This is a genomic window from Streptomyces sp. NBC_00435 (genome assembly GCF_036014235.1).
Taxonomy (GTDB): Bacteria; Actinomycetota; Actinomycetes; order Streptomycetales; family Streptomycetaceae; genus Streptomyces.
Genome location: NZ_CP107924.1, coordinates 7,657,230 through 7,676,829, shown reverse-complemented (window position 1 = coordinate 7,676,829; position 19,600 = coordinate 7,657,230). Strand labels below are relative to the sequence as shown.

The window sequence follows — 19,600 nt, the reverse complement described above, 5'->3', positions numbered from 1 at the left end:
GCATCCTGTGAGTCGGCGCCGGTGTCAGCGCAGGGCTGCTGCGAGCGCGTCCACGACCCGCTGCTGTTGGGCAGCGGTGATCTGCGGGAAGAGCGGCAGCGAGAGCATCCGGTCGGCGGCCTCCTCGGCGTGCGGGAAAGCACCGCGGCCGTGGCCCAGGTGGGCGAAGGCCGGGGTGAGGTGGACCGGAGCCGGATAGTGCACGCCGGCGCCGATGCCCTCCGCGTTGAGCTTGCCGACGACCGCGTCGCGGTCCGTGCCGGCAACCCGGACGACGTACAGGTGCCACACGTGGACGTTGCCCGGTGCCGTGACCGGCAGGGTCAACCGTCCGGTTGCCGCCAGGTCCCCCAGCAGGGCGTCGTACCGGGCGGCGGCGGCCCGGCGGGCCGCGTTCCCGTCGGCGAGCCGGGCCAGCTTCGCCCGCAGCACCACGGCCTGCAGGCCGTCGAGCCGGCTGTTGAACCCGGCCACGTCGTGCCGGTACTTGGTGGTGCCGCCGTGATTGGCGAGCGCCCGCACCAGCTCGGCCGTCTCCTCGTCGTCGGTCACCACCGCGCCCGCGTCCCCGTAGGCACCCAGGTTCTTGCCCGGGTAGAAGCTGGTCGCCGCGATGCCGCCGCTGCCGGGGGTGCGCCCGTCACGGACGGCCCCCTGGCTCTGCGCGGCGTCCTCGACGACCTTGGCGTACGGGGGCACGTGCGCGGCCAGCTCCGCGGTGTCGGCGCACTGCCCGTAGAGATGGACCGGGACCACCGCGCGGGTGGCCCTGCCGACGGCGTCGAGCGCTGCCCTCGGGTCCAACAACAGGGTGTCGGGCAGGCAGTCGACGAGGACCGGCCGGGCTCCGATGCGGGCGACGGCTCCGGCGGTGGCGATGAAGGTGTTCGCGGGCAGCACCACCTCGTCCCCGACGCCCACCCCGCTGGCCCGCAGGGCCAGTTCGAGGGCGTCGGTGCCGTTGGCCACGCCGACGCAGTGGCCGACCCCGGCGAAGGCCGCGTACTCGCGCTCGAAGGCACGGACCTCCTCACCGCCGATGAAGGCGGTGTCGGCCAGCACGCGGTCGAACCCCGCGCGTAACTCCTCCGCGACCTCGGCGTGCGCCGCCTTCAGGTCCACGAGCGGTATCTGGTTCATCCGGCTGTGCTCCCCATCCGTGTTTCCGGCCTCCGGCCGGTCTCCAACCCGTCGGCCCGCAGCTCCTCGAGCGCCGGGCCCCCCGCCTCGCGCAGCCTGCGGGCGGGGCTTCCGGCCCACACCTCGCCCGGCGGCACATCGGCCAGGACCGTGCTTCCCATACCGGTCAGCGACCAGGCGCCGACCGTCGTGTACTCCCGCACCAGCGCGCCGGCGCCCACGTAGGCCCCGCGCCCGAGCCGTACCCCGCCGCCGAGGCGGACGCCCGAGGCGAGCGTCGCGAAGTCACCGACCTCGTCGTCGTGGGTGAGGACCACGTGCGGCATGACCGCCACGTGGGCGCCCACCCGCACGGCCGCCGTCAGCACGCAGTGCGCGAGCAGGACCGAGCCGGGGCCTACCACCGAGGAACCGGAGAGTGCCGCCGTGGGGTGCACCACGGTGGCGTACCGGCTCTCGGGCAGGGCCAGGCGCCGCACCAGGCGGGCCCGTACCCCGTAGTCGCGCGGACTGCCCACGCAGACCACCACACGCGCGTCCGGGCGTTCCCGGACCAGACCGCTGCCGCCCAGTACGGGTACGCCGTCGACCTCCCGGCCGTGCAGGGCCGGATCGTCGTCGAGGTGCCCGGCGAGCCGCCACCGCGGGACGCGGCCCGCCGCCAGGTCCGCGGCCCCGGCGGCCCGTACGGCCTGGGCCGTCTCCCGGGCGAATCCGCCCGCGCCCACGATCAGCAGGCTTTCGGCCGGCCCGGTCCCGGTGGCCCGCCCGCCCGGCCCGCTCATCCGCCGCCGGCCTGACCGCGCAGCGCCGCCACGACCCGGTCCTGCTGTTCCTCTGTCATCGTGTGGAACAGCGGCAGGATCAGCGAGTCGCGGCTGATCCGCTCGGTCACCGGCAGCGCCGCCGCACCGTGTCCGGCGTACGCCGGTTCCAGGTGGGAGGCCATGATCCCGCGCCGGGCCGAGATGCCGGCCTCGGCCAGCACCGCGAGCAGCTCGTCCCGGCCGACCGGGAAGTCCTCGGCCAGCAACACCCAGTAGGACTGGAAGTTGCCCTCGCCGTGCGCGGGGTCCCCGACCGGGCGCAGGCCCGGCACTGCGGCGAGGAGCCGGGCGTACCGGGCGGCGAGCGAGCGCCGGCGGGCAACGATCTCGTCCAGCCTGCCCAGTTGCACCAGACCGACAGCGGCCTGGATGTCGGTCATCCGGTAGTTGTAGCCGACTTCGAGATAGCTTTCGGCGATCGGCTTGCTGCTCGCGTGCCGCTGGGCCGCGGACACGTTCATTCCGTGCTCGCGCAGCCGGCGCAGCCGCTCGGCCCACGCGGCGTCGTCCGTGGTGATCATGCCGCCCTCGCCGGTGGTGATCACCTTGCGGGGATGGAAGGACCAGGCCGCCAGCAGCGCCCCGTGGCCCACCGACTTGCCGCCCACGGTGGCGCCGATGCCGCAGGCCGCGTCCTCGACCAGCGCGAGGCCCCAGTCGGCGCAGGAGGCCCGCAGGGCGTGCACGTCGGCCGGCACTCCGCCCTGATGGACGGCGATCACCGCCTTCGTGCGCGCGGTGCGCACGGCGTCGACGGTGGCCGGGGTCAGGTTCCCGGTCGCCTCCTCGACGTCCGCGAACACCGGCTCCGCGCCGACGTAGCGCACCGCGTTGGCGGTGGCGATGAACGACAGCGAGGGCACGATCACCTCGTCGCCCGGTCCCAGGTCCAGCGCGATCAGCGACAGGTGCAGGGCGGTGGTGCAGGAACTCACCGCGATGCCGTGCTCCGCGCCCACCCGTTCGGCGAAGGCCCGCTCGAACTCGGCGACCCGGGGGCCCTGGGCGACCCAGCCCGAGAGGACCGCGTCGGCGGCAGCCTTCGCCTCTTCCTCCCCGAGCCACGGGATCATGACCGGAATGCGCGCGGGAGCCTCCTGGGCACTCATCGGCCGGCCTCCTTCGCGGCCGCGTCCGCCGCACGCTCGGCCCGCCACCAGTCCACCAGGTCCCGCAGGCCGCTCCGCAGGTCGATCTCGGCCGTGAAGCCGAGCCGCCCGGTGGCCTGCGAGGTGTCCGCGAGCCGGCGGGTCACTCCGTTCACGGCACGGGCCGGCCCGTGCTCCGGCGCCAGGCCCTCGGCGCCCATGGCTTCCAGCAGGCCGTTCGCCAGGTCGAGCAGGCTGGTCTCGCGGCCGCTCGCGACGTTGAACACCTCGTCGGTCAGGTCCGATTCGGCGGCCAGCAGGTTGGCCCGCGCGATGTCCCGTACGTGGACGAAGTCCATGGTCTGGGTGCCGTCACCGAGGATCAGCGGCGGTTCGCCCGCGGCTATCCGCTCCATCCACCGGATCAACACCTCGGTGTACAGCCCGTGGATGTCCATCCGGGGGCCGTAGACGTTGAAGTAGCGCAGCGCCACGTAGTCCAGCCCGTACATGGAGTGGAAGCTGCGCAGCACGCCCTCGTTGAAGGCCTTCGCGGCCCCGTAGAAGGTGTCGTTGTTGTAGGCGTGGTGGCGCTCGGTGGTCGGGAAGGACTCCGCCATCCCGTAGACCGAGGCCGAGGAGGAGGCGATGACCTTGCCCACGCCGGCGGCGGCCGCGGCCTCCAGCACGTTGAACGTGCCGTCGACCATCACCTCGTTGGCCAGCCGCGGCTCCTCGGCGCACTGGGTGATCCGGATGGCCGCGAGGTGGAACACCACGTCGGCGCCCTCGGTCGCCTTGCGCACGGCGGCCGTGTCGCGGATGTCCCCCTCGACCAGGTCCACCACTCCGCTCGGCAGGGCGCGGGCCAGATTGGCGGTGCGCCCCCGCACGAAGTTGTCGAGCACGACGATCTCGCGCGCCCCGTTGTCCACCAGCAGGTCCACCAGGTGCGAGCCGATCGTGCCCGCTCCGCCGGTGACCAGAATCCTCTTGCCTCGTACGCTGCTCAACGCCCTGCTCCTACTGAGTCGGTCATGGTGTTCCCTGCTGTGCCCACCGCCCGCCGCGCGACCGCGGTCCGGGGGGTCCGGGGTCCGGAAGCCGGCCCGAACGCTCAACGCCCGGTGCGCAGTCCGACGACCGCGCCCTTGAACTCCAGGCTGCGGGAGGCCGCTTCGAGGATGTCGAGGACCTGCAGGCCGGCCCGACCGTCGGTCAGCGCCGGCCGCCCCGTCCTGATGGCGGCGGCGAACTCCTCGACCATGCTGCGCAGGGCCTCCTTCTCGCCGAGCGCGGGGGCCACCATGTCACCGGTCCGGTAGGAGACGAGCATGTCGCGGCGCTCGTCCGCGCCGATCTCCTGCGGTGCCGTGAGGTCGACGCCCCGGTCGAACACCGCCACGCGCTGGGTGGGGTTGAGGTCGTCCCACACCAGGGTGCGCTTGGATCCGCCGACCATCGTGGTGCGGACCTTCACCGGGGAAAGCCAGTTGACGTGCACGTGGGCGATGGCACCGGTGTTGAGCTGCAGGGTCAGATAGGCCACGCAGGACTGGCCGGCGCCGATCGGGTCGGCCCCGTGCGCGGCTACGGCGACCGGCCGGACGTTCTCCGGGAGGATGAAGTCGAGGACCGAGAGGTCGTGGGGGGCCAGGTCCCACAGGACGTCGATGTCCTTCTGGACCAGCCCCAGGTTGATCCTGACCGAGTCGACGAACTGGATCTCGCCGAGTTCGCCCGAGCGGACCATGTCGCGGATCCGGGCCACCGCCGGGGTGTAGCAGTAGGTGTGGTCGCACATCAGGGTGAGGCCGCGTTCCTCGGCCTCGGTCACCAACCGCAGTCCGTCCTCGTACGTGGCGGCCAGGGGCTTCTCCACGAGCACGTGCTTGCCGGCGCGCAGGGCCGCCAGTGCGACGTCGAGGTGGGTGCCCGCCGGAGTCGCCACGGCGACGGCCTCGACGGCCGGATCGGCGAGGACCGCCGCGTAGTCCGCGGTCGCCTGGACCGTGGAGTAGCCGCCGAGCACCTGCCGGGCCCGGTCGACGTTCAGATCGCAGAGCCAGCGCAGCTGGAACTCCGGACTGGACTGGAAGTTGCGGACGAGATTGGGGCCCCAGTAGCCCGCACCGACCACGGCGACGCCTAACGGCTCCGCCGGTGCGGCACCTGCGGACCGGGCGACCGACCCCATGTCCTTCGCGGTGTCCTTCACAGTGTTCCCTTTCCTTCCACGCACGCCCGTGGGCGTGTCGACGACCCATGGCCGGGACGCGTGCGAAGGAATGAGGTGCCGTCGACAGCAGGCCGGGCGCCTGCGCGACCCGTGCGTGACCCGCCCAACGGTGATGGCCCCCCACGACCGATGCCGTACGTGTTCTACGTACTTCCGCCCCCCGACCGTCCGGCACCCCTGGCGCCGGCCGGCCACGGTCAGGCGGCTTGTTCCCCCCAAGCCGCCGAACCGGTACCTGCCCCAACTGCCTTGACCCGATTGGATTGCAGCGGTGCCGAAGCACGCCGAATCCGGTCGGCTGCGTTCAATCTAGACCACGGGGCTTACCCCCGGGGAGAGTTGGAGGAAACGGTCGGTACGGGCGTTCGGGCATGCATACTTCCGGGGTGACCAGCATCGTGATCCCGGCCCACAACGAGGGCCGGGTCATCGGCCGGCTCCTCGACGCGCTCCTGGCCGGAGCCCCGGCCCAGGGCCCCGACATCGTCGTGGTGTGCAACGGCTGTACGGACGACACCGCCGCCGTGGCGGGTGCGCGCGGCCCCCGCGTACGGGTGGTGGAGATCCCGACCCCCTCCAAACACACGGCGCTCCGGGTCGGCGACGAGCACGCGCGGGGCTTCCCCCGCCTGTACGTGGACGCGGACGTCGTGGTCGGGGCGGCCGACGTACGGGCCCTGACCGACGCGCTCGCCACCAGCCCCGACCTCCTCGCGGCGGCACCCGGCCGGGACATCCCGCTGACCGCCTGCGCCTGGCCGGTCCGGGCCTACTACCGGGTCTGGCAGCGCCTGCCGGCCGTCCGCGAGGGGCTCTTCGGGCGGGGGGTCATCGCCGTGTCCGAACCGGGATACGCGCGGATCGCCGCCCTGCCCCCGCTGATGGCGGACGACCTGGCCGCGTCCCTCGCCTTCGCGCCGGCCGAGCGCCTCGTCGTCGAGGCGGCCAGGGTGGTGGTCCTTCCGCCGCGCACCTGGGGGGACCTGATCAAGCGGCGCGTGCGGGCGGCGACCTCCTCCGCCGAGCTGGAGCGCTTCCAGGCCTCGGCGGCTTCCGGTCCGGCCTCCCCCGTACCGTCCGCGCGTACCGGTACGGGCGATCTGCGCGCACTGCTCCGGGACCAGCCGCGGCTGCTCCCCGGTGTCGTGGTGTTCGTGGTGGCCGCCCTCGCGGCCCGCCGGGGAGCCCGCAGGGCCATCCGGACCGGCGACTTCTCCACCTGGCTGCGCGACGAGAGCAGCCGACAGGGCTGAGGTCCGGGAGGCGGCCGAATCGGGCCGTACGCCGCCCAGTTGGCCCGTACGGCCATTAAGGTGCCATTCGCACGTACGCGTGACTCTGACCGTCGGACCTGGAGCTCGTAAGCATGTACCTCGCGGACCGCTCCGCGTCCCCGGGCGCGAAGACCGCCCCCGACGGGTCTCGCGTCCGGGCTCCCGCCGTCGCCTCGGCCGTCCTCGCCCTGGGCACGGTCAGCCTGATCACCGACGTCTCCTCCGAGATGGTCACCGCCGTCCTGCCCCTGTACCTGGTCGCCGGGCTCGGCCTGAGCCCGCTCGGCTTCGGCGCGCTCGACGGGCTCTACAACGGGGTCAGCGCGCTCGTGCAGCTGGCCGGCGGCCACCTCGCCGACCGGATCCGCAACCACAAACTCGTCGCAGGCATCGGCTACGGCCTCTCCGCCGTGTGCAAACCCCTGCTGCTGCTCGCGCACAGCCTCGGCCCGGTGGGTGTGGTCCTCGCCCTGGAACGGACCGGCAAGGGTCTGCGCACCGCCCCGCGCGACGCCCTCATCTCCCTGTCCACACCTCCCGAATCACAGGGCCGCGCCTTCGGCGTGCACCGCGCCATGGACACCACCGGGGCCCTGCTCGGGCCGCTGGCCGCCTTCTTCATCCTGAGCATGACGGTCGACGGGTACGACGCCGTCTTCGGGGTCAGTGCCTGCGTCGCCGCCCTGGGCGTCGTGGTGCTCCTGCTGTTCGTCCCCTCCGGCGCCGACCCGGCCCCTGCCCCGCCCCGGTCCCCCGCGGCTCCGGTCCCGGCCGCCCGCCGGCCCGCCGCCACCGCGGCGGCCTCCCCCGAGGCCGCCGCGCCCGCGCCCGCCCCGGTGAACCTGCGCGACGCGCTGGGCCTGCTGCGCCTGCCCCGGCTGCGCGCGCTGGCGCTCTGCGCCGTGCTGCTCGGCCTCACCACCGTCAGCGACGCCTTCCTCTACCTGCTGATCCAGGACCGCACCGGGGTGGGCGAGCGCTGGTTCCCCCTCCTCCCCCTGGGCACCGCCGCCGTGTTCCTGCTGCTGGCCGTGCCGGCCGGCACCCTCGCGGACCGGTTCGGACGCCGCACCGTCTTCCTCTGCGGGCACGCCGTCCTGCTGGCCGGGTACGGGCTCCTGCTGTGGGTCCCCGGCCTGCCCGCGCTGCCCTACCTGGTCCTCGCGCTGCACGGCATGTTCTACGCCGCGACCGACGGGGTGCTGCCGGCCGCCGTCGCCGCGACCGTCCCCGCGAAACTGCGGGCCACCGGTATCGCGCTCGTCGGCACCGGCCAGGCGCTGGCCCGGTTCGGCTGCTCCCTCGCCTTCGGCGGCGCCTGGACGCTCCTGGGCTCCGGTCCGGCGCTCACCGCCGCGGCGGCCGGCCTGTGCTGCTGCGCGGCCGTCGCCGGTTTCGTACTGCGCCCCGGGGCCCCCGACAGCGCTCCCGACCGGGCCCGACGGCCCCGCCCGCCCCGACGCCCCCGAGGAACCCGATGACGCGCTCACGCCGGCTGCTCGTACTCGCCCTGGCCGTGCTGCTCCTCGGAGGGCTGGCCGGCGTGGTGGTGGTCCGCTCCGCCGCCCGGGCCGAGCAGACCCGCGAGGGCGATCCGACGGCCTCCCGGGGCCGGGTCACGCTCGACCGGCAGAACGGGCTGGCCTTCGTCAACGGCGCACAGGGTCCGCAGCGCGGGGCCCTCGTCTCCGTACCGGCCCAGTCGCCCGGGGCCGGGCGGACCGCCTCGGGCCTCAGCTGTCTGCGTTTCCACGCGGCGGCCGGTACCGGCGTGTGCCTGAGCTCGGCCCCCGGCACGCTCTCCCAGGAGAACCGGGCGCTGATCGTCGACTCAGAACTGCGCACGCTGCGCAGCTTCCCGCTGGCGGGAACCCCCTCACGGGCCCGGGTCTCCCCGAGCGGCCACTTCGCCGCCTGGACCGTCTTCGTGGCCGGGGAGTCCTACGGAGCCGCGTTCTTCTCCACCCGGACCTCGATCGTGGACACCCGTACCGGGGCGCTCGAACCGGATCTGGAGAAGTTCGCCATCGAGCTGGACGGCAAGCCCTACAGCTCCAGCGACACCAACTTCTGGGGGGTGACCTTCTCCAAGGACGACGACACCTTCTACGCCACCCTCGGCACCAACAGCCAGACCTATCTGGTGAAGGGCTCGATCGCGCGGCGCGCCGTCACCACGCTCGCCAAGAACGTCGAGTGCCCGTCGCTGTCCCCGGACGAGACCCGGGTCGCGTACAAGAAGCGCGTGCAGCGCGGCGCCTCCCTGTGGCGCGAGCACGTCCTGGACCTGCGGACACTGCGGGAGCAGCCGCTCGCGGAGAAGCGCAGCGTGGACGACCAGGCCCTGTGGCTGGACGACCGCACTCTGGCCTACGCCCTGCCCGCGGAGGGCTCGGTGGACACCACCGACCTGTGGACCGTCGCGGCGGACGGCACCGGAGCCCCCCGCGTCCTGGCGCGGGCAGCCTCTTCCCCGACCCGCCTCGGCTGACGGCCGCCGGCCCGGGGTACGTGCTTCAGGGCCGGCGCCCCGGCCCCGCGCTCAGGCCCCGGAGTCCTTGCCGGCCGCCCGCCGGTACTCGGCGTTGATCCGCTGGGCTTCCTCCAGCTGGTCCTCGAGGATGACGATGCGGCAGGCGGACTCGATGGGCGTCCCCTGGTCGACGAGCTCGCGGGCGCGGGCGGCGATGCGCAGCTGGTAGCGGGAGTACCGGCGGTGACCGCCCTCCGAGCGGAGCGGGGTGATCAGGCGTGCTTCACCCAGCGCGCGTAGGAAGCCCGGTGTGGTGCCGAGCATCTCGGCTGCCCGGCCCATGGTGTAGGCCGGGTAGTCGTCGTCGTCGAGACGGCCGATCGGGTTGTCCGGTGTCACTTTCACCTCGTTCGTGGGACGCGTGGAAAAGGCCCTGCTGCCGTCCGGCACCGGGGCCCCGAGGGAAATTCAACACCATGCGAAACGTACCGCCGCCCTGCGGACCCTCAATGGGGCGCCGGCGGCCGGCCGTGACCTCGTCCGGGCCCGCCCGTGGGCCCCGGGGCGTGCCCGTGGGCCCGCAGAATCGTTGGGGCGGGCATGGGCACTCCACACGCGGTCTCCCCGTCCCCCGCCCGGCACCGGGCACCCGAGCGCATTCCCGCCGCGACGGCCCGGGGCATCCCCCGGCAGCAGTCGGGCAGCGCTTTCCCCCTGGGCGGAGCGGCCCTCTTCGACCAGCTCGCCCTGGAGTGGGAAGCGCGTGGCGCCACCGTCCCCGGCCGTCCCGACCCGCTCTGGGAACGGCTGATCACCTACGCGCACTTCCAGCGCGAGACGGACGCCACCCTGCGCAGCCTGCGCCTGGACGGTGCCGCACCGCCTCCACCCCCGCCCGCGCCCTCGGCGGGCCCGCGCTGGACGCGGGTATGAGCCGGGGGTCCCCGGGCAACGCGCAGGGCCCCGGTCGGCTGCTGCCGACCGGGGCCCTGGTGTCCGTACGGGATGTCCCCGCTACACGCCCGCGGGGGTGCCCAGCATGGCCGACGCCTGCTCGAGCGGGGTCAGGGCGGCGGCGGGTGCCGGGACCGGGTCCGAGGTCCGGCAGGTGAAGCCCAGTGCGCTCAGGGCCCTGATCACCTCGCCGGCGGTGAAGTCCCGGCGGTCCTGGCGGGTGATGACGGCGCCCACCTGCTTGACGGGGTAGGCACGGCGGCCGATGACCACCGATTCGGCCGTGATCGGTTCGGGCTTGACGCCCTTCATCGATTCCAGGACGCCGCCCTTGGTCAGGTCGAACGGGAAACGGGCGATGACACAGCGCATGGGGTGCCTCACAGGTAGAAGAGAATCGTCCTGGCCTGGTCCGGCAGGAGCCGGGAGAGGCTGTCTAGGCGGCTGTGGCGGCCGGGGACTGCCGCTGGGGGCCACGGGCCGCCGTGCCGGTCCTGCTGCGCCGGTCCTGCGCGGGCCGACTGCGCCGGCCGCGGGAGGCGCCGGTACCGGTCCGGGTCCGCTCGCTGACGGGCGCGGTGATGGTGACCGGTACGCCGGACGGCGCCTGGGCACCGGTGATCCGGCTCAGTTCGGCCTCGCCGGAGCGGACCTGCGCGGTCAGCGGGGTGATTCCGGCGGCGGCCATCAGGCGGGTCATTTCACGGCGCTGATTGGGCAGGACCAGGGTGACCACGCTTCCGGACTCGCCGGCGCGGGCGGTACGGCCGCCGCGGTGCAGGTAGTCCTTGGGGTCGGTCGGCGGGTCCACGTTGACGACGAGGTCCAGGTTGTCGACGTGGATGCCGCGGGCCGCGACGTTCGTGGCGACCAGCACGCTCACGTGCCCCGTCTTGAACTGCGCGAGCGTACGGGTGCGCTGGGGCTGCGACTTGCCGCCGTGCAGGGCCGCGGCGCGCACCCCGCTGCTGAGCAGGTGCTCGGTCAGCCTGTCCACGGCGTGCTTGGTGTCCAGGAACATGATCACGCGGCCCTCGCGGGCGGCGATCTCGGTCGTGGCGGCCTGCTTGTCGAAGCTCTGCACGTGCAGGACGTGGTGCTCCATCGTGGTGACCGCGCCCTGCGAGGGGTCGACGGAGTGCACGACGGGGTCGGTCAGGTAGCGGCGCACCAGCAGGTCGACGTTGCGGTCCAGGGTGGCGGAGAACAGCATCCGCTGGCCCTCGGGACGCACCTGGTCCAGGAGCGCGGTGACCTGGGGCATGAAGCCCATGTCGGCCATCTGGTCGGCCTCGTCCAGGACGGTGATGCCGACCTGGTTCAGCCGGCAGTCGCCCCGCTGGATGAGGTCCTTGAGCCGGCCCGGCGTGGCGACGACCACCTCGGCCCCGGCGCGCAGCGCACCTGCCTGCCGGTGGATCGGCATCCCACCCACGACGGTGGCCAGGCGCAGCTTCACCGCACGGGCATAGGGGGTGAGGGCTGCCGTGACCTGCTGGGCGAGCTCACGCGTGGGTACGAGGATCAGCGCGAGCGGCTGCCCCGGCTCGGCGCTCTGGCCGGCCGTACGGGCCAGCAGCGCCAGACCGAAGGCGAGGGTCTTGCCGGAACCGGTACGGCCGCGGCCAAGCACGTCCCGGCCCGCCAGGCTGTTGGGCAGTGTCGCGCCCTGGATCGGGAACGGCGTGGTCATGCCCTCACGGGTGAGCGTGGTGAGCAGCTGGGCCGGCATGGCCAGGTCGGCGAACGCCTCGACGGCGGGCAGCGCGGGGACCACCGTGACCGGCAGGGCGAACTCGCCCTGCAGTGCGGCGGGACGACGGCCGTAGCCGCCCCCACCGGAGCGCTTGGGGCCGCTGGAGCGGCTGGGGGCCGACGAGCCGAAGCGGCTGCCGCGGCTGGAGGAGCCGGAGGAGCCACCGTAGGACGAGCCGGAAGAGCCACCGTAGGAACCGCCGGAGGAGCTCCCGTAGGAACCGCCGTAGGAGTTCGAGGAGCCACCGTAGGAGCCGGAGCCGGTGGATCCACCCGTACGGGTGCGTGAAGATCGGTCATTCATGCGGGTCGTGCGGTTCATGCAGAACCTTCCTCGATACGGCACATATCGAGGAATTCTCGGCAGCGTAAATCTGGCCGCACGATGATTCACAAGAATGAGCCGGAGCAAAAGCAGATATGACGGGGCCGGATCAAGACTTCAACCGACTTTGTCACTAAAGGATTATCGCCCCACGCGCCGGTCGGAAGGCGTCGTGTGCGGGCGGGGAGCCGAGGAATACATCCATCGGCCGAACGGTCGGGCGCTTCGAGTCGACGGGGAGTTGCCCGGTCGCGCCACTCACGCGGGCCGTAACGGCCCGCGGATCCGATAAAACGCAACGAGCTGGGGCCCGCACCCCAAGGTGCGGGCCCCAGCTACGTGGTTACGCGTGAACGTCAGGCGTTGACGATGTTCTCGGCGGTCGGGCCCTTCTGGCCCTGCGCGATGTCAAAGCTGACCTTCTGGCCTTCCTGAAGCTCACGGAAGCCCTGGGAGGCAATGTTCGAGTAGTGGGCGAACACGTCAGGACCGCCACCCTCCTGCTCGATGAAGCCGAAACCCTTTTCCGCGTTGAACCACTTCACGGTGCCATTAGCCATGTTGAAACTCCTTCGGGGCACAGCCCAGAGGTCCGCACTGTGCGGACCTCGAGTCGCCGATGATTGCCCAGCCCGGAATAATGCCGGAAAAGAAGAACACTCGCCCTGCTCACGAAGAGCCGGCGGAGGTGCTCGAAATTTTGGGAACCACAACTGCAACTGAAACCACAGTAGCACGCTGGGTCAGGAGTGACGTTGAATTTAATGGCGCTCTTTCGATGGGCCAGAAATACTGACCGCGACCCGTGCTCATTTCTGTGTTCGCGAGCACAGGTTTCAGGAGTGGTGCGGGAGAGGTACGGGCTTGGTCCGGAGCAGGCCGGGGATCCCGTACAGTGGTGTTCACAACGACGCGGGGTGGAGCAGCTCGGTAGCTCGCTGGGCTCATAACCCAGAGGTCGCAGGTTCAAATCCTGTCCCCGCTACGAAAAGGTTCGGCCCCCTTGACGCTTTGGCGTCAAGGGGGCCGAAGTCATTTCCGCTCCGGGCCGGAGACCGTTCTACCGGCCGGCCAGCGCGTCCCACAGCTCCGGTTCCTCGAACCCCAGGGCCCACAGTCCCGTGCCCCTGACCCCGTGGCGGGCCAGGACGGCCAGATGGGTGGCCGCGCCGTTCGCGTCCTGGTACCAGACCTGGTGCTCGTCCCCGTCCTCGTCCGTGTAGGCGAAGTGCGGGGTGCCCGACGCGGCGTCGAGCTCGTAGTCCGCGTCCACGTCGAGGCGCAGCGCCTCCGCCTCCAGCGCGGTGACGTGCCCGGCGCGGGCCCCGGACCCCACCGTCCAGTTCCAGCCGTACGCCGCCAGCGCCACCTCCAGCTTGTCGCGCGGCACGTGCGCGGTGGCGTACGTCAGGAACTCGTCGTACCAGGCGGTCGAGGACAGCGGCCCGGGTGCCTCCAGGGCGTTGTGCAGGTTGTAGCCCATGATCCGCAGCCGGTCGGCCACGGAGCCCAGGTGGGCGTAGTCGAAGGCCAGGCCCTCGTCCCCGGTGCGGGGCATGACCGTGACCACGCAGCTCTTGCGCAGGGCGTGCAGGCGGGCGCACAGCTCGCTGGTCAGCGCGTTGTATCCGGTGCGGACCCGCTCGCGCAGGGCGGCGTCCGGGGTCTCGGTCATCACTTCGTAGTCCAGGTCGAGGCCGTCGTAGGAACGGCTCGTGGCGACGGTCACGAGGGCGTCCACGTGCGCGGTGCGGCGGACCGGATCGTTCATGAGCTCCGCCATGGCCGGTGCGCGCAGGCTCTCGGTGACCGTTGGGACGACCTGGAGGCCTTTGGCGTGCAGGCCGTCGATGATGCGCCGGTCCCCGGCGCCCGTCTCGCCCGCGACCGTCGTCGCGGAGGAGGTCGCGTACCAGAACGGGCTGACGGTGTGGAGCTGGTCGGCGTGGGCCAGGGCGTCCCGGTAGCCGGCCTCGATGTTCCACCACGGGAGCCAGGCGGAGGTGGTGCGGGCCGGTGCGGCCGGTGCGGGGACCGGCGCGGCTGCCGTCACGGTGAGCAGGGCGGCCGCCACGAGGGCGGCGTGGAGGGCGGTCTTCATGCCCCCGACCTTGACGCCCGCGGGGCGCGGACCGGGCGCAGGCACGTCGCGGCAGATGAGTGGTGGCGGACTCCGCGGACCCCGCACTGGACCCCGCCGGCCGGAGGGCCGGCGGTACGCGTGTGCGTACCGCCGGCCCTCCGGAGCCGTCAGGCGGCGGCGCCGCCGTCGACCACCAGATCGGTGCCGACCACGGAGGCGGCGTCGGACGATGCCAGGTAGAGCACGGCCGCCGCGATCTCGGCGGTGGAGGACACCCGGCCCAGCGGCGATTCGTCCTTCATCCGCTCCGCGCGTCCGGCGTCGCTCTCACCTCGTCGCAGCGACATCGTGGTGGCTGCCGGGCCGGGGCTGACGGCGTTGATGCGCACCCCGTCGGCGATGTGGTCCAGGGCGGCCGCCCGGGTCAGGGCGGAGACGGCCGCCTTGGTGGTCAGGTAGCCCGCGACCCCCGGGATGCGGGTGTGCGCGCCGAGGTTCGAGGAGATGTTGACGATCGCCCCGCCGGTGGGCTGCTCGCGCATCCGGACGACTTCGGCCTGGAGGCTGAGCAGTACTCCGGTGACGTTGATGTCGAGCAGCGTGCGCCAGTCCTCTTCGGGAAGGTCCGCGACGGGGCCGCCGCCGCGGAAGACCCCCGCGTTGTTGACGGCCACGTCCAGGCCGCCGAAGTGCTCGACGGCCCGGCTCACCAGGGCCCGTACCTCCTCGGAACGGGTCACGTCCGCGGTGACCGCGACGGCGGTGCCGCCTTCCTTCCCGATCAGCGCGACCGTCTCCTCCAGGGGGCCGGCGCTGCGTCCGGCCACGGTCACGCGGGCCCCTTCGGCGGCGAAGGCGAGGGCGACGGCCCGGCCGATGCCGGAACCGGCGCCGGTGACGAGGACGCTCTTGCCTGCGAAACGTGCGGACATGGTGGTGTTTCCCTTCTCGGTCAACCGGCCGGGCCACTGCCCGGCCGGCTGACGGGTTACTTGACGCGGGTGTTGAGGAAGGCGACCGCGGCGAAAGCGACCGCCGTGGCGGCGAGCGAGATCGTGTCGGAGCCGAGGGAGAGCACCGCGGCGAAGACGACCGTGGGGCCCAGTTCCATCGCGGTGTTCATTACCCCGCCCGCGAGGCCCGCCTGGTGCGGCGCCACCCCGTTGGTGGCGAGGACGGCGGCCCCCGCGAAGGCGGCCGCGGTGCCGGCCGGGAGCAGCAGCAGACCGGGGAGCAGACCGTAGGCGTACGGGATCTGGTCGGCCAGGCCGGTGAGCGCGAGGAGCCCGAGGCCCGCCGCGGCGGTCACGAGTCCGGCCGTGGTGAGGCGGGGCGCCCCGTACCGGGCGACGAGGGGGCCCGCCACGCGGCCCGCCACCAGCAGGGTCACCGCGAAGGGCACGAACGCGGCGGAGGTCCGCAGCGGCGACCAGCCCAGGTCCTGCTGGAGGTGGAGCGAGAGGAGGACGAAGACCGTGGCCGTACCGGCGGCGGTCAGGCCGATGGCGGAGAGGGCCAGGACCCGGCGCCCGTCGCGGAGGAACCCCAGCGGGAGCAGGGGGTCGCGGACCCGGCGTTCGACCATCGGAAAGGCCAGCAGCAGCGCGGCGGCGGTGAGCAGGGGGACCAGGACGCTCGTCGAACCCCAGGACTGGACGTCGGTGAGCACGAGGCCGTAACTGGCCAGGCTGATACCGGCGGTGGCCAGCAGGGCGCCCGGCAGGTCCAGGGAGCGGCCCTCGCCCGCCGGGGTGGTGGGCAGCAGTCGGGGCGCGAGGATCAGTGCGGCGACGGCCACCGCTACCGGGACGGCGAAGGAGAGGCGCCAGGTGGTGAGGGCCGAGATGACCCCGGAGAGCAGGTTGCCGGCGGTCGCGCCGAGGACCGACAGGCCGCCCCAGGTGGCCATCGCCCTTCCGAACGCGGCGGGTTCGGGGAAGACCGCCCGCAGTACGGCCATCGCGGCTGGCGCCGTGAGCGCGGCGCCCACCCCCTGGGCGAAGCGGGCGGTGAGCAGGATTCCGGGGCCCTGGGCGAGCGGCGCCGCGAGCGACGCGACGGTGAAGAGGAGCAGTCCGGCGGTGAGCACCCGGCGCCCGCCGAAGCGGTCGGTGAGGCGGCCTCCGAAGAGCAGGAGGCCGGCGAAGGTCAGCCCGTAGGCGGCGCTGAGGAGCATCAAGTCGTCGCGGGCCAGCGAGAATTCGCGGCCGATCGTGGGCAGCGGCACGATCAGCGAGGTGAGCGCGAAGATCAGTGTCATCTGCACGGTGCCGAGCAGCGCGAAGGCGGGACCGGGGGCCGGACCGGCCGGCCTGGTGTCGGACGTGGTGGGCGTCGCCGTGGTGTCGGCAGTCTGCGTGACGGTCATTACTCCCCCTGATATTTGATCGTACGTTCCAGAATGAGGCCATGGAGCAAGCTCCCCGAAGGGAGGTGCCGGTCGAGCACGGTGTTCAGTCGGGCAGCTCAGTCGAGCAGGGCGAGGGCCTGTTCCGCCGCATCGCGCACCCGGCCCGGGTCCTGCGAGGCCTTGCCGACCACGCGCAGGCCCTGCATCAGCACCAGCAGCATCCTGGCGAGGGTGCGCGGATCGCGGTCCGCGGGCAGCTCGCCCTGAGCCTGGGCCCTGGTGAGCGCCGACTGCAGCAGGGTCTCGATGTGGTTCCAGCTGGCTTCGACCCGGCCGGCCGCCGCCGGGTCGTGCGCCCCCAGCTCCGCCGCCGTGTTGGTCACGAAGCAGCCGCTGCGCCGCAGATCACCGGTGCTCGCCTCGGCGGCGAAGCGGCGTACCACCGCACGTACGGCCGGCAGCGCGGGCCCCGGCTGGGACAGCTCGCGCAGCAGGCCCGGGTCGCGGTACTCGCTGTAGCGGTCCAGCGCCTTCAGGTACAGCTCGCGCTTGTTCCCGAAGGTGGCGTACATGCTGGCCCGCCCGATGCCGAGGTGTTCCACGAGGTCCGCCATCGTCGTCGCCTCGTAGCCGCGCCGCCAGAACAGCTCGAGAGCCGACTGCAGCGCGGCGTCCGGATCGAATTCCTTGGTCCTGGCCACGTTCAGTACTGTACGACATACTGGAACGGTCGGTCAAGTAATCTGTTCAGATGGCCTGGAGCTCCCCCGCCGGCCGGGCCCGCAGCCCGACGACCTCCACACAGCGCAGGAGCTTGGCCTGGGCGCGGGGCGAATCGGCGAGGGGTACGACGATCTCGCACACCGCGAGTCCGTCACCCTCCGCGGCCCGGAAGGACAGTGCCCGCACGGACAGGTTGTTGAGCATCGAGGAGATGCGGGTGAGGGCGTGGCCCCCGTCCCGGACGGTGACGGTCAGCGTGTGGCAAGCGGTGTCGCCGGGGCGCACGGCGTCGTCGACGGCGGGGAGAACATCGCTGCGGGTCATGAGTGGTGGCTCCTGTCCTGGGGCGGGACTGTGCTGAAGGCGCGTGGTCCCGGAAAACAAGAAGACCCCTCGCGGGTGCGAGAGGTCTGCGTGCGGGCGGTGGGCTGCTGGGGTGATCGCTCAGTTCAGCTCCGGGCCGGCACGCCGGCGCTAATCTTCAGCTGGCGCATGCGGAAGAGTCTGGCACGCCGCCGCCGACATGTGGCACCGCATCTCACAATGCGGATGGCCCGCGCCCCGGACCCGCTGGTGCGCTACCCGGGCATGCGCAGCTGGACCGTGATGTCCCGGGGCACGGCCAGCACAGGTGGTCGAAGTGGCCTGGCCCCTCCCACCCGCCCAATGGCGCACCCGGGTCGCGACGGACCGCGGACGATGGTGGGCTGGCGGGTGACCGTGCGGCCGACCGGGGCCGTGCGGGCAGGGTGAGGAGACCTGTAGTGGCCAAGGCATATCTGGTGGGTGCGGGGATCGCTTCCCTGTCGGCGGCGGCGTTGCTGATTCGGGAGGGCGGATTCGCCGGCGCGGACATCACGATCCTGGAGGCCCAGGACCGTACCGGTGGCAGCCTGGACGCCGCGGGAGATCCGGAGAACGGCTACACCATGCGCGGCGGCCGGATGTTCGAGCTGCACTTCGAGTGCACCTACGACCTGCTGCGCTCCATCCCCTCCCTGGACTCGCCGGACACCTCGGTCACCGAGGACACCTTCGCCTTCCACGAGGACTTCGCCTGGAACGACAAGGCCCGCCTGGTCGACGCGGCCGGCAACCGGGTGGACACCCGCTCCATGGGGTTCTCCGAGCGCGACCGCCTCGACCTGGTCGCGTGCGTGGCCTCCCCCGAGTCCCGCCTCGACGGCAAGCGCATCTCCGACTGCTTCGCACCGGAGTTCTTCACCACCAACTTCTGGTACATGTGGTGCACGACCTTCGCGTTCGAGCCGTGGCACTCCGCGATCGAGTTCCGGCGCTATCTCAACCGGTTCGTGCACCTGTTCAAGACCTTCGACACCATGTCGGGCATCTACCGCACGCGTTTCAACCAGTACGACTCGATCGTGCGCCCGCTCCAGGCCTGGCTCCGGAGCAACGGCGTCGTGTTCACGATGAACACCACCGTGACCGATGTGGAGCTGGCCGAAGGCGACGGCATCACGGTCATCTCCCTCGCCTGTACCCAGGACGGCACGGCCCGGAAGATCCCCGTCGCCCCCGACGACCTGGTGTTCGTCACCAACGGTTCGATGACCGCGAACTCCACCCTGGGGTCCACCGGCACCGCGGCCGTACTGGACACCTCCGCCCCGGACGATTCGTGGCGGCTGTGGCAGACCCTGGCGGCCAAGCGGCCGAACCTGGGCGACCCTTCGGTGTTCGACTCCTCCGTCGCGGACTCCACCTGGGGTTCCTTCACCGTCACCACCAAGGACCCCACCTTCTTCAAGGCCATGGAGGAGTTCTCCGGCAGCGAGGCCGGCAAGGGCGGGCTGATCACCTTCAAGGACTCCGGCTGGCTACTGACCATCGTCCTCAACCACCAGCCGCACTTCCACGAGCAGCCCGAGGACACCTACGTCTGGTGGGGGTACGCCCTGTTCCCCGACAAGCCCGGCGACCACGTGGGCAAGACGATGGCCGAGTGCACGGGCCGCGAGATCCTGTCCGAGGTGCTCGGACACCTGCGCCTCGCGCAGAGCGAGGAGATCCTGGAGTCCTCCGTCGTGATCCCGGCCCTGATGCCCTACATCACCAGCCAGTTCCTGGTCCGCAAGGCCGGTGACCGGCCCGAGGTCGTCCCGGAGGGCTCCACCAACCTGGCCTTCATCGGCCAGTACGCCGAGGTACCCGACGACGTGGTGTTCACCGTCGAGTACTCGGTGCGCACCGCGTGGACGGCCGTGGCCCGGCTGCTCCACCTGGACCGGCAGCCTCCGCCGGTCTACAAGGGCGGCCACGACCCCAAGGTGCTCCTCGAGGCGCTGCACACGATGCACCGCCGCTGAGCCGGCGACGCCGCGGGCGGGACCGGGTACCGTACGCCC

General features: G+C 72.3%; 19 protein-coding genes and 1 tRNA gene. 6 read left to right on the top strand and 14 right to left on the bottom strand.

Annotation, left to right across the window (positions count from 1 at the left end):
- Positions 1 to 24: 24 nt before the first annotated feature.
- The 5 genes from OG389_RS34605 to OG389_RS34585 all read right to left on the bottom strand — a co-directional run bounded on the left by OG389_RS34605 (position 25) and on the right by OG389_RS34585 (position 5,273).
- A complete protein-coding gene (locus tag OG389_RS34605) occupies positions 25 to 1,140 on the bottom strand; it encodes a DegT/DnrJ/EryC1/StrS family aminotransferase (RefSeq protein WP_328303019.1) in 1,116 nt (371 codons plus the stop codon).
- The gene (locus OG389_RS34600) at positions 1,137 to 1,925 is read right to left on the bottom strand and encodes a NeuD/PglB/VioB family sugar acetyltransferase (RefSeq protein ID WP_328303017.1); all 789 of its coding nucleotides are present in this window, start codon (positions 1,923 to 1,925) and stop codon (positions 1,137 to 1,139) included. The genes OG389_RS34605 and OG389_RS34600 overlap by 4 nt, the downstream gene beginning before the upstream one ends.
- Positions 1,922 to 3,076 (bottom strand): DegT/DnrJ/EryC1/StrS family aminotransferase, encoded by a 1,155-nt coding sequence (locus OG389_RS34595; RefSeq protein WP_328303015.1) that lies wholly within the window; start codon positions 3,074 to 3,076, stop codon positions 1,922 to 1,924. Before OG389_RS34595 ends, OG389_RS34600 begins: the two co-directional genes overlap by 4 nt.
- On the bottom strand, positions 3,073 to 4,068 hold the full coding sequence (locus OG389_RS34590; RefSeq protein WP_328303013.1) for an NAD-dependent epimerase/dehydratase family protein: 996 nt from the start codon (positions 4,066 to 4,068) through the stop codon (positions 3,073 to 3,075). The genes OG389_RS34595 and OG389_RS34590 overlap by 4 nt, the downstream gene beginning before the upstream one ends.
- Positions 4,069 to 4,172: 104 nt before the next feature.
- Entirely contained in the window at positions 4,173 to 5,273 is a 1,101-nt protein-coding gene (locus OG389_RS34585; protein ID WP_328303011.1) for a Gfo/Idh/MocA family protein, read from the bottom strand.
- Between the two features lie 407 nt (positions 5,274 to 5,680).
- On the opposite strand from OG389_RS34585, the gene OG389_RS34580 reads away from it, so the two are divergent.
- The 3 genes from OG389_RS34580 to OG389_RS34570 all read left to right on the top strand — a co-directional run bounded on the left by OG389_RS34580 (position 5,681) and on the right by OG389_RS34570 (position 9,059).
- Positions 5,681 to 6,547, top strand: a complete 867-nt coding sequence (locus OG389_RS34580) for a glycosyltransferase (protein ID WP_328303009.1) — start codon at positions 5,681 to 5,683, stop codon at positions 6,545 to 6,547.
- Positions 6,548 to 6,660: 113 nt separating this feature from the next.
- Positions 6,661 to 8,049: an MFS transporter gene (locus OG389_RS34575; RefSeq protein ID WP_328303007.1), complete on the top strand. Its 1,389-nt coding sequence runs from the start codon at positions 6,661 to 6,663 to the stop codon at positions 8,047 to 8,049.
- Complete coding sequence (locus OG389_RS34570) at positions 8,046 to 9,059, top strand: TolB-like translocation protein (protein WP_328303005.1); 1,014 nt, start codon at positions 8,046 to 8,048, stop codon at positions 9,057 to 9,059. The genes OG389_RS34575 and OG389_RS34570 overlap by 4 nt, the downstream gene beginning before the upstream one ends.
- Positions 9,060 to 9,110: 51 nt before the next feature.
- Here the strand turns inward: OG389_RS34570 and OG389_RS34565 are convergent, their stop codons facing one another.
- Positions 9,111 to 9,440 carry a helix-turn-helix domain-containing protein gene (locus tag OG389_RS34565; RefSeq protein WP_328303003.1) on the bottom strand — a complete coding sequence of 110 codons (330 nt, stop codon included), beginning with the start codon at positions 9,438 to 9,440 and terminating at the stop codon, positions 9,111 to 9,113.
- 201 nt (positions 9,441 to 9,641) lie between these two features.
- Between OG389_RS34565 and OG389_RS34560 the strand changes: the two genes are divergently transcribed.
- Positions 9,642 to 9,974, top strand: coding sequence for a hypothetical protein (locus OG389_RS34560; RefSeq protein ID WP_328303002.1), 333 nt, complete (start codon positions 9,642 to 9,644; stop codon positions 9,972 to 9,974).
- An 81-nt stretch (positions 9,975 to 10,055) separates the two neighbouring features.
- On the opposite strand, the gene OG389_RS34555 is transcribed toward OG389_RS34560, so the two are convergent.
- The 3 genes from OG389_RS34555 to OG389_RS34545 form a co-directional block, all read right to left on the bottom strand.
- Positions 10,056 to 10,367: an SCO5918 family protein gene (locus OG389_RS34555; RefSeq protein WP_328303000.1), complete on the bottom strand. Its 312-nt coding sequence runs from the start codon at positions 10,365 to 10,367 to the stop codon at positions 10,056 to 10,058.
- Positions 10,368 to 10,431: 64 nt separating this feature from the next.
- Positions 10,432 to 12,072, bottom strand: a complete 1,641-nt coding sequence (locus OG389_RS34550; protein ID WP_328302998.1) for a DEAD/DEAH box helicase — start codon at positions 12,070 to 12,072, stop codon at positions 10,432 to 10,434.
- Between the two features lie 359 nt (positions 12,073 to 12,431).
- Entirely contained in the window at positions 12,432 to 12,635 is a 204-nt protein-coding gene (locus tag OG389_RS34545; RefSeq protein ID WP_328302996.1) for a cold-shock protein, read from the bottom strand.
- Between the two features lie 351 nt (positions 12,636 to 12,986).
- Between OG389_RS34545 and OG389_RS34540 the strand changes: the two genes are divergently transcribed.
- Positions 12,987 to 13,060 (top strand) — tRNA-Met (locus OG389_RS34540).
- 75 nt (positions 13,061 to 13,135) lie between these two features.
- On the opposite strand, the gene OG389_RS34535 is transcribed toward OG389_RS34540, so the two are convergent.
- From OG389_RS34535 to OG389_RS34515, 5 genes are all read right to left on the bottom strand, one after another.
- Complete coding sequence (locus tag OG389_RS34535; protein WP_328302995.1) at positions 13,136 to 14,176, bottom strand: glycosyl hydrolase family 18 protein; 1,041 nt, start codon at positions 14,174 to 14,176, stop codon at positions 13,136 to 13,138.
- A 149-nt stretch (positions 14,177 to 14,325) separates the two neighbouring features.
- Entirely contained in the window at positions 14,326 to 15,090 is a 765-nt protein-coding gene (locus OG389_RS34530; protein ID WP_328302993.1) for an SDR family NAD(P)-dependent oxidoreductase, read from the bottom strand.
- Between the two features lie 56 nt (positions 15,091 to 15,146).
- Positions 15,147 to 16,526: an MFS transporter gene (locus tag OG389_RS34525; protein ID WP_328302991.1), complete on the bottom strand. Its 1,380-nt coding sequence runs from the start codon at positions 16,524 to 16,526 to the stop codon at positions 15,147 to 15,149.
- Positions 16,527 to 16,624: 98 nt separating this feature from the next.
- On the bottom strand, positions 16,625 to 17,209 hold the full coding sequence (locus OG389_RS34520) for a TetR/AcrR family transcriptional regulator (RefSeq protein WP_328302989.1): 585 nt from the start codon (positions 17,207 to 17,209) through the stop codon (positions 16,625 to 16,627).
- Between the two features lie 46 nt (positions 17,210 to 17,255).
- Entirely contained in the window at positions 17,256 to 17,555 is a 300-nt protein-coding gene (locus tag OG389_RS34515) for a hypothetical protein (protein ID WP_328302987.1), read from the bottom strand.
- Positions 17,556 to 17,995: 440 nt separating this feature from the next.
- Here OG389_RS34515 and OG389_RS34510 point away from each other — a divergent pair, with 440 nt between their 5' ends.
- On the top strand, positions 17,996 to 19,561 hold the full coding sequence (locus tag OG389_RS34510) for an oleate hydratase (RefSeq protein WP_328302985.1): 1,566 nt from the start codon (positions 17,996 to 17,998) through the stop codon (positions 19,559 to 19,561).
- Positions 19,562 to 19,600: the final 39 nt, after the last annotated feature.

What these genes read in the sequence shown, in the direction of transcription:
- OG389_RS34605 (WP_328303019.1), bottom strand. Translation starts at nt 1,140, where the DNA reads ATGAACCAGATACCGCTCGTGGACCTGAAGGCGGCGCACGCCGAGGTC.
- OG389_RS34600 (WP_328303017.1), bottom strand. Translation starts at nt 1,925, where the DNA reads ATGAGCGGGCCGGGCGGGCGGGCCACCGGGACCGGGCCGGCCGAAAGC.
- OG389_RS34595 (WP_328303015.1), bottom strand. Translation starts at nt 3,076, where the DNA reads ATGAGTGCCCAGGAGGCTCCCGCGCGCATTCCGGTCATGATCCCGTGG.
- OG389_RS34575 (WP_328303007.1), top strand. Translation starts at nt 6,661, where the DNA reads ATGTACCTCGCGGACCGCTCCGCGTCCCCGGGCGCGAAGACCGCCCCC.
- OG389_RS34570 (WP_328303005.1), top strand. Translation starts at nt 8,046, where the DNA reads ATGACGCGCTCACGCCGGCTGCTCGTACTCGCCCTGGCCGTGCTGCTC.
- OG389_RS34560 (WP_328303002.1), top strand. Translation starts at nt 9,642, where the DNA reads ATGGGCACTCCACACGCGGTCTCCCCGTCCCCCGCCCGGCACCGGGCA.
- OG389_RS34555 (WP_328303000.1), bottom strand. Translation starts at nt 10,367, where the DNA reads ATGCGCTGTGTCATCGCCCGTTTCCCGTTCGACCTGACCAAGGGCGGC.
- OG389_RS34550 (WP_328302998.1), bottom strand. Translation starts at nt 12,072, where the DNA reads ATGAACCGCACGACCCGCATGAATGACCGATCTTCACGCACCCGTACG.
- OG389_RS34545 (WP_328302996.1), bottom strand. Translation starts at nt 12,635, where the DNA reads ATGGCTAATGGCACCGTGAAGTGGTTCAACGCGGAAAAGGGTTTCGGC.
- OG389_RS34535 (WP_328302995.1), bottom strand. Translation starts at nt 14,176, where the DNA reads ATGAAGACCGCCCTCCACGCCGCCCTCGTGGCGGCCGCCCTGCTCACC.
- OG389_RS34530 (WP_328302993.1), bottom strand. Translation starts at nt 15,090, where the DNA reads ATGTCCGCACGTTTCGCAGGCAAGAGCGTCCTCGTCACCGGCGCCGGT.
- OG389_RS34525 (WP_328302991.1), bottom strand. Translation starts at nt 16,526, where the DNA reads ATGACCGTCACGCAGACTGCCGACACCACGGCGACGCCCACCACGTCC.
- OG389_RS34515 (WP_328302987.1), bottom strand. Translation starts at nt 17,555, where the DNA reads ATGACCCGCAGCGATGTTCTCCCCGCCGTCGACGACGCCGTGCGCCCC.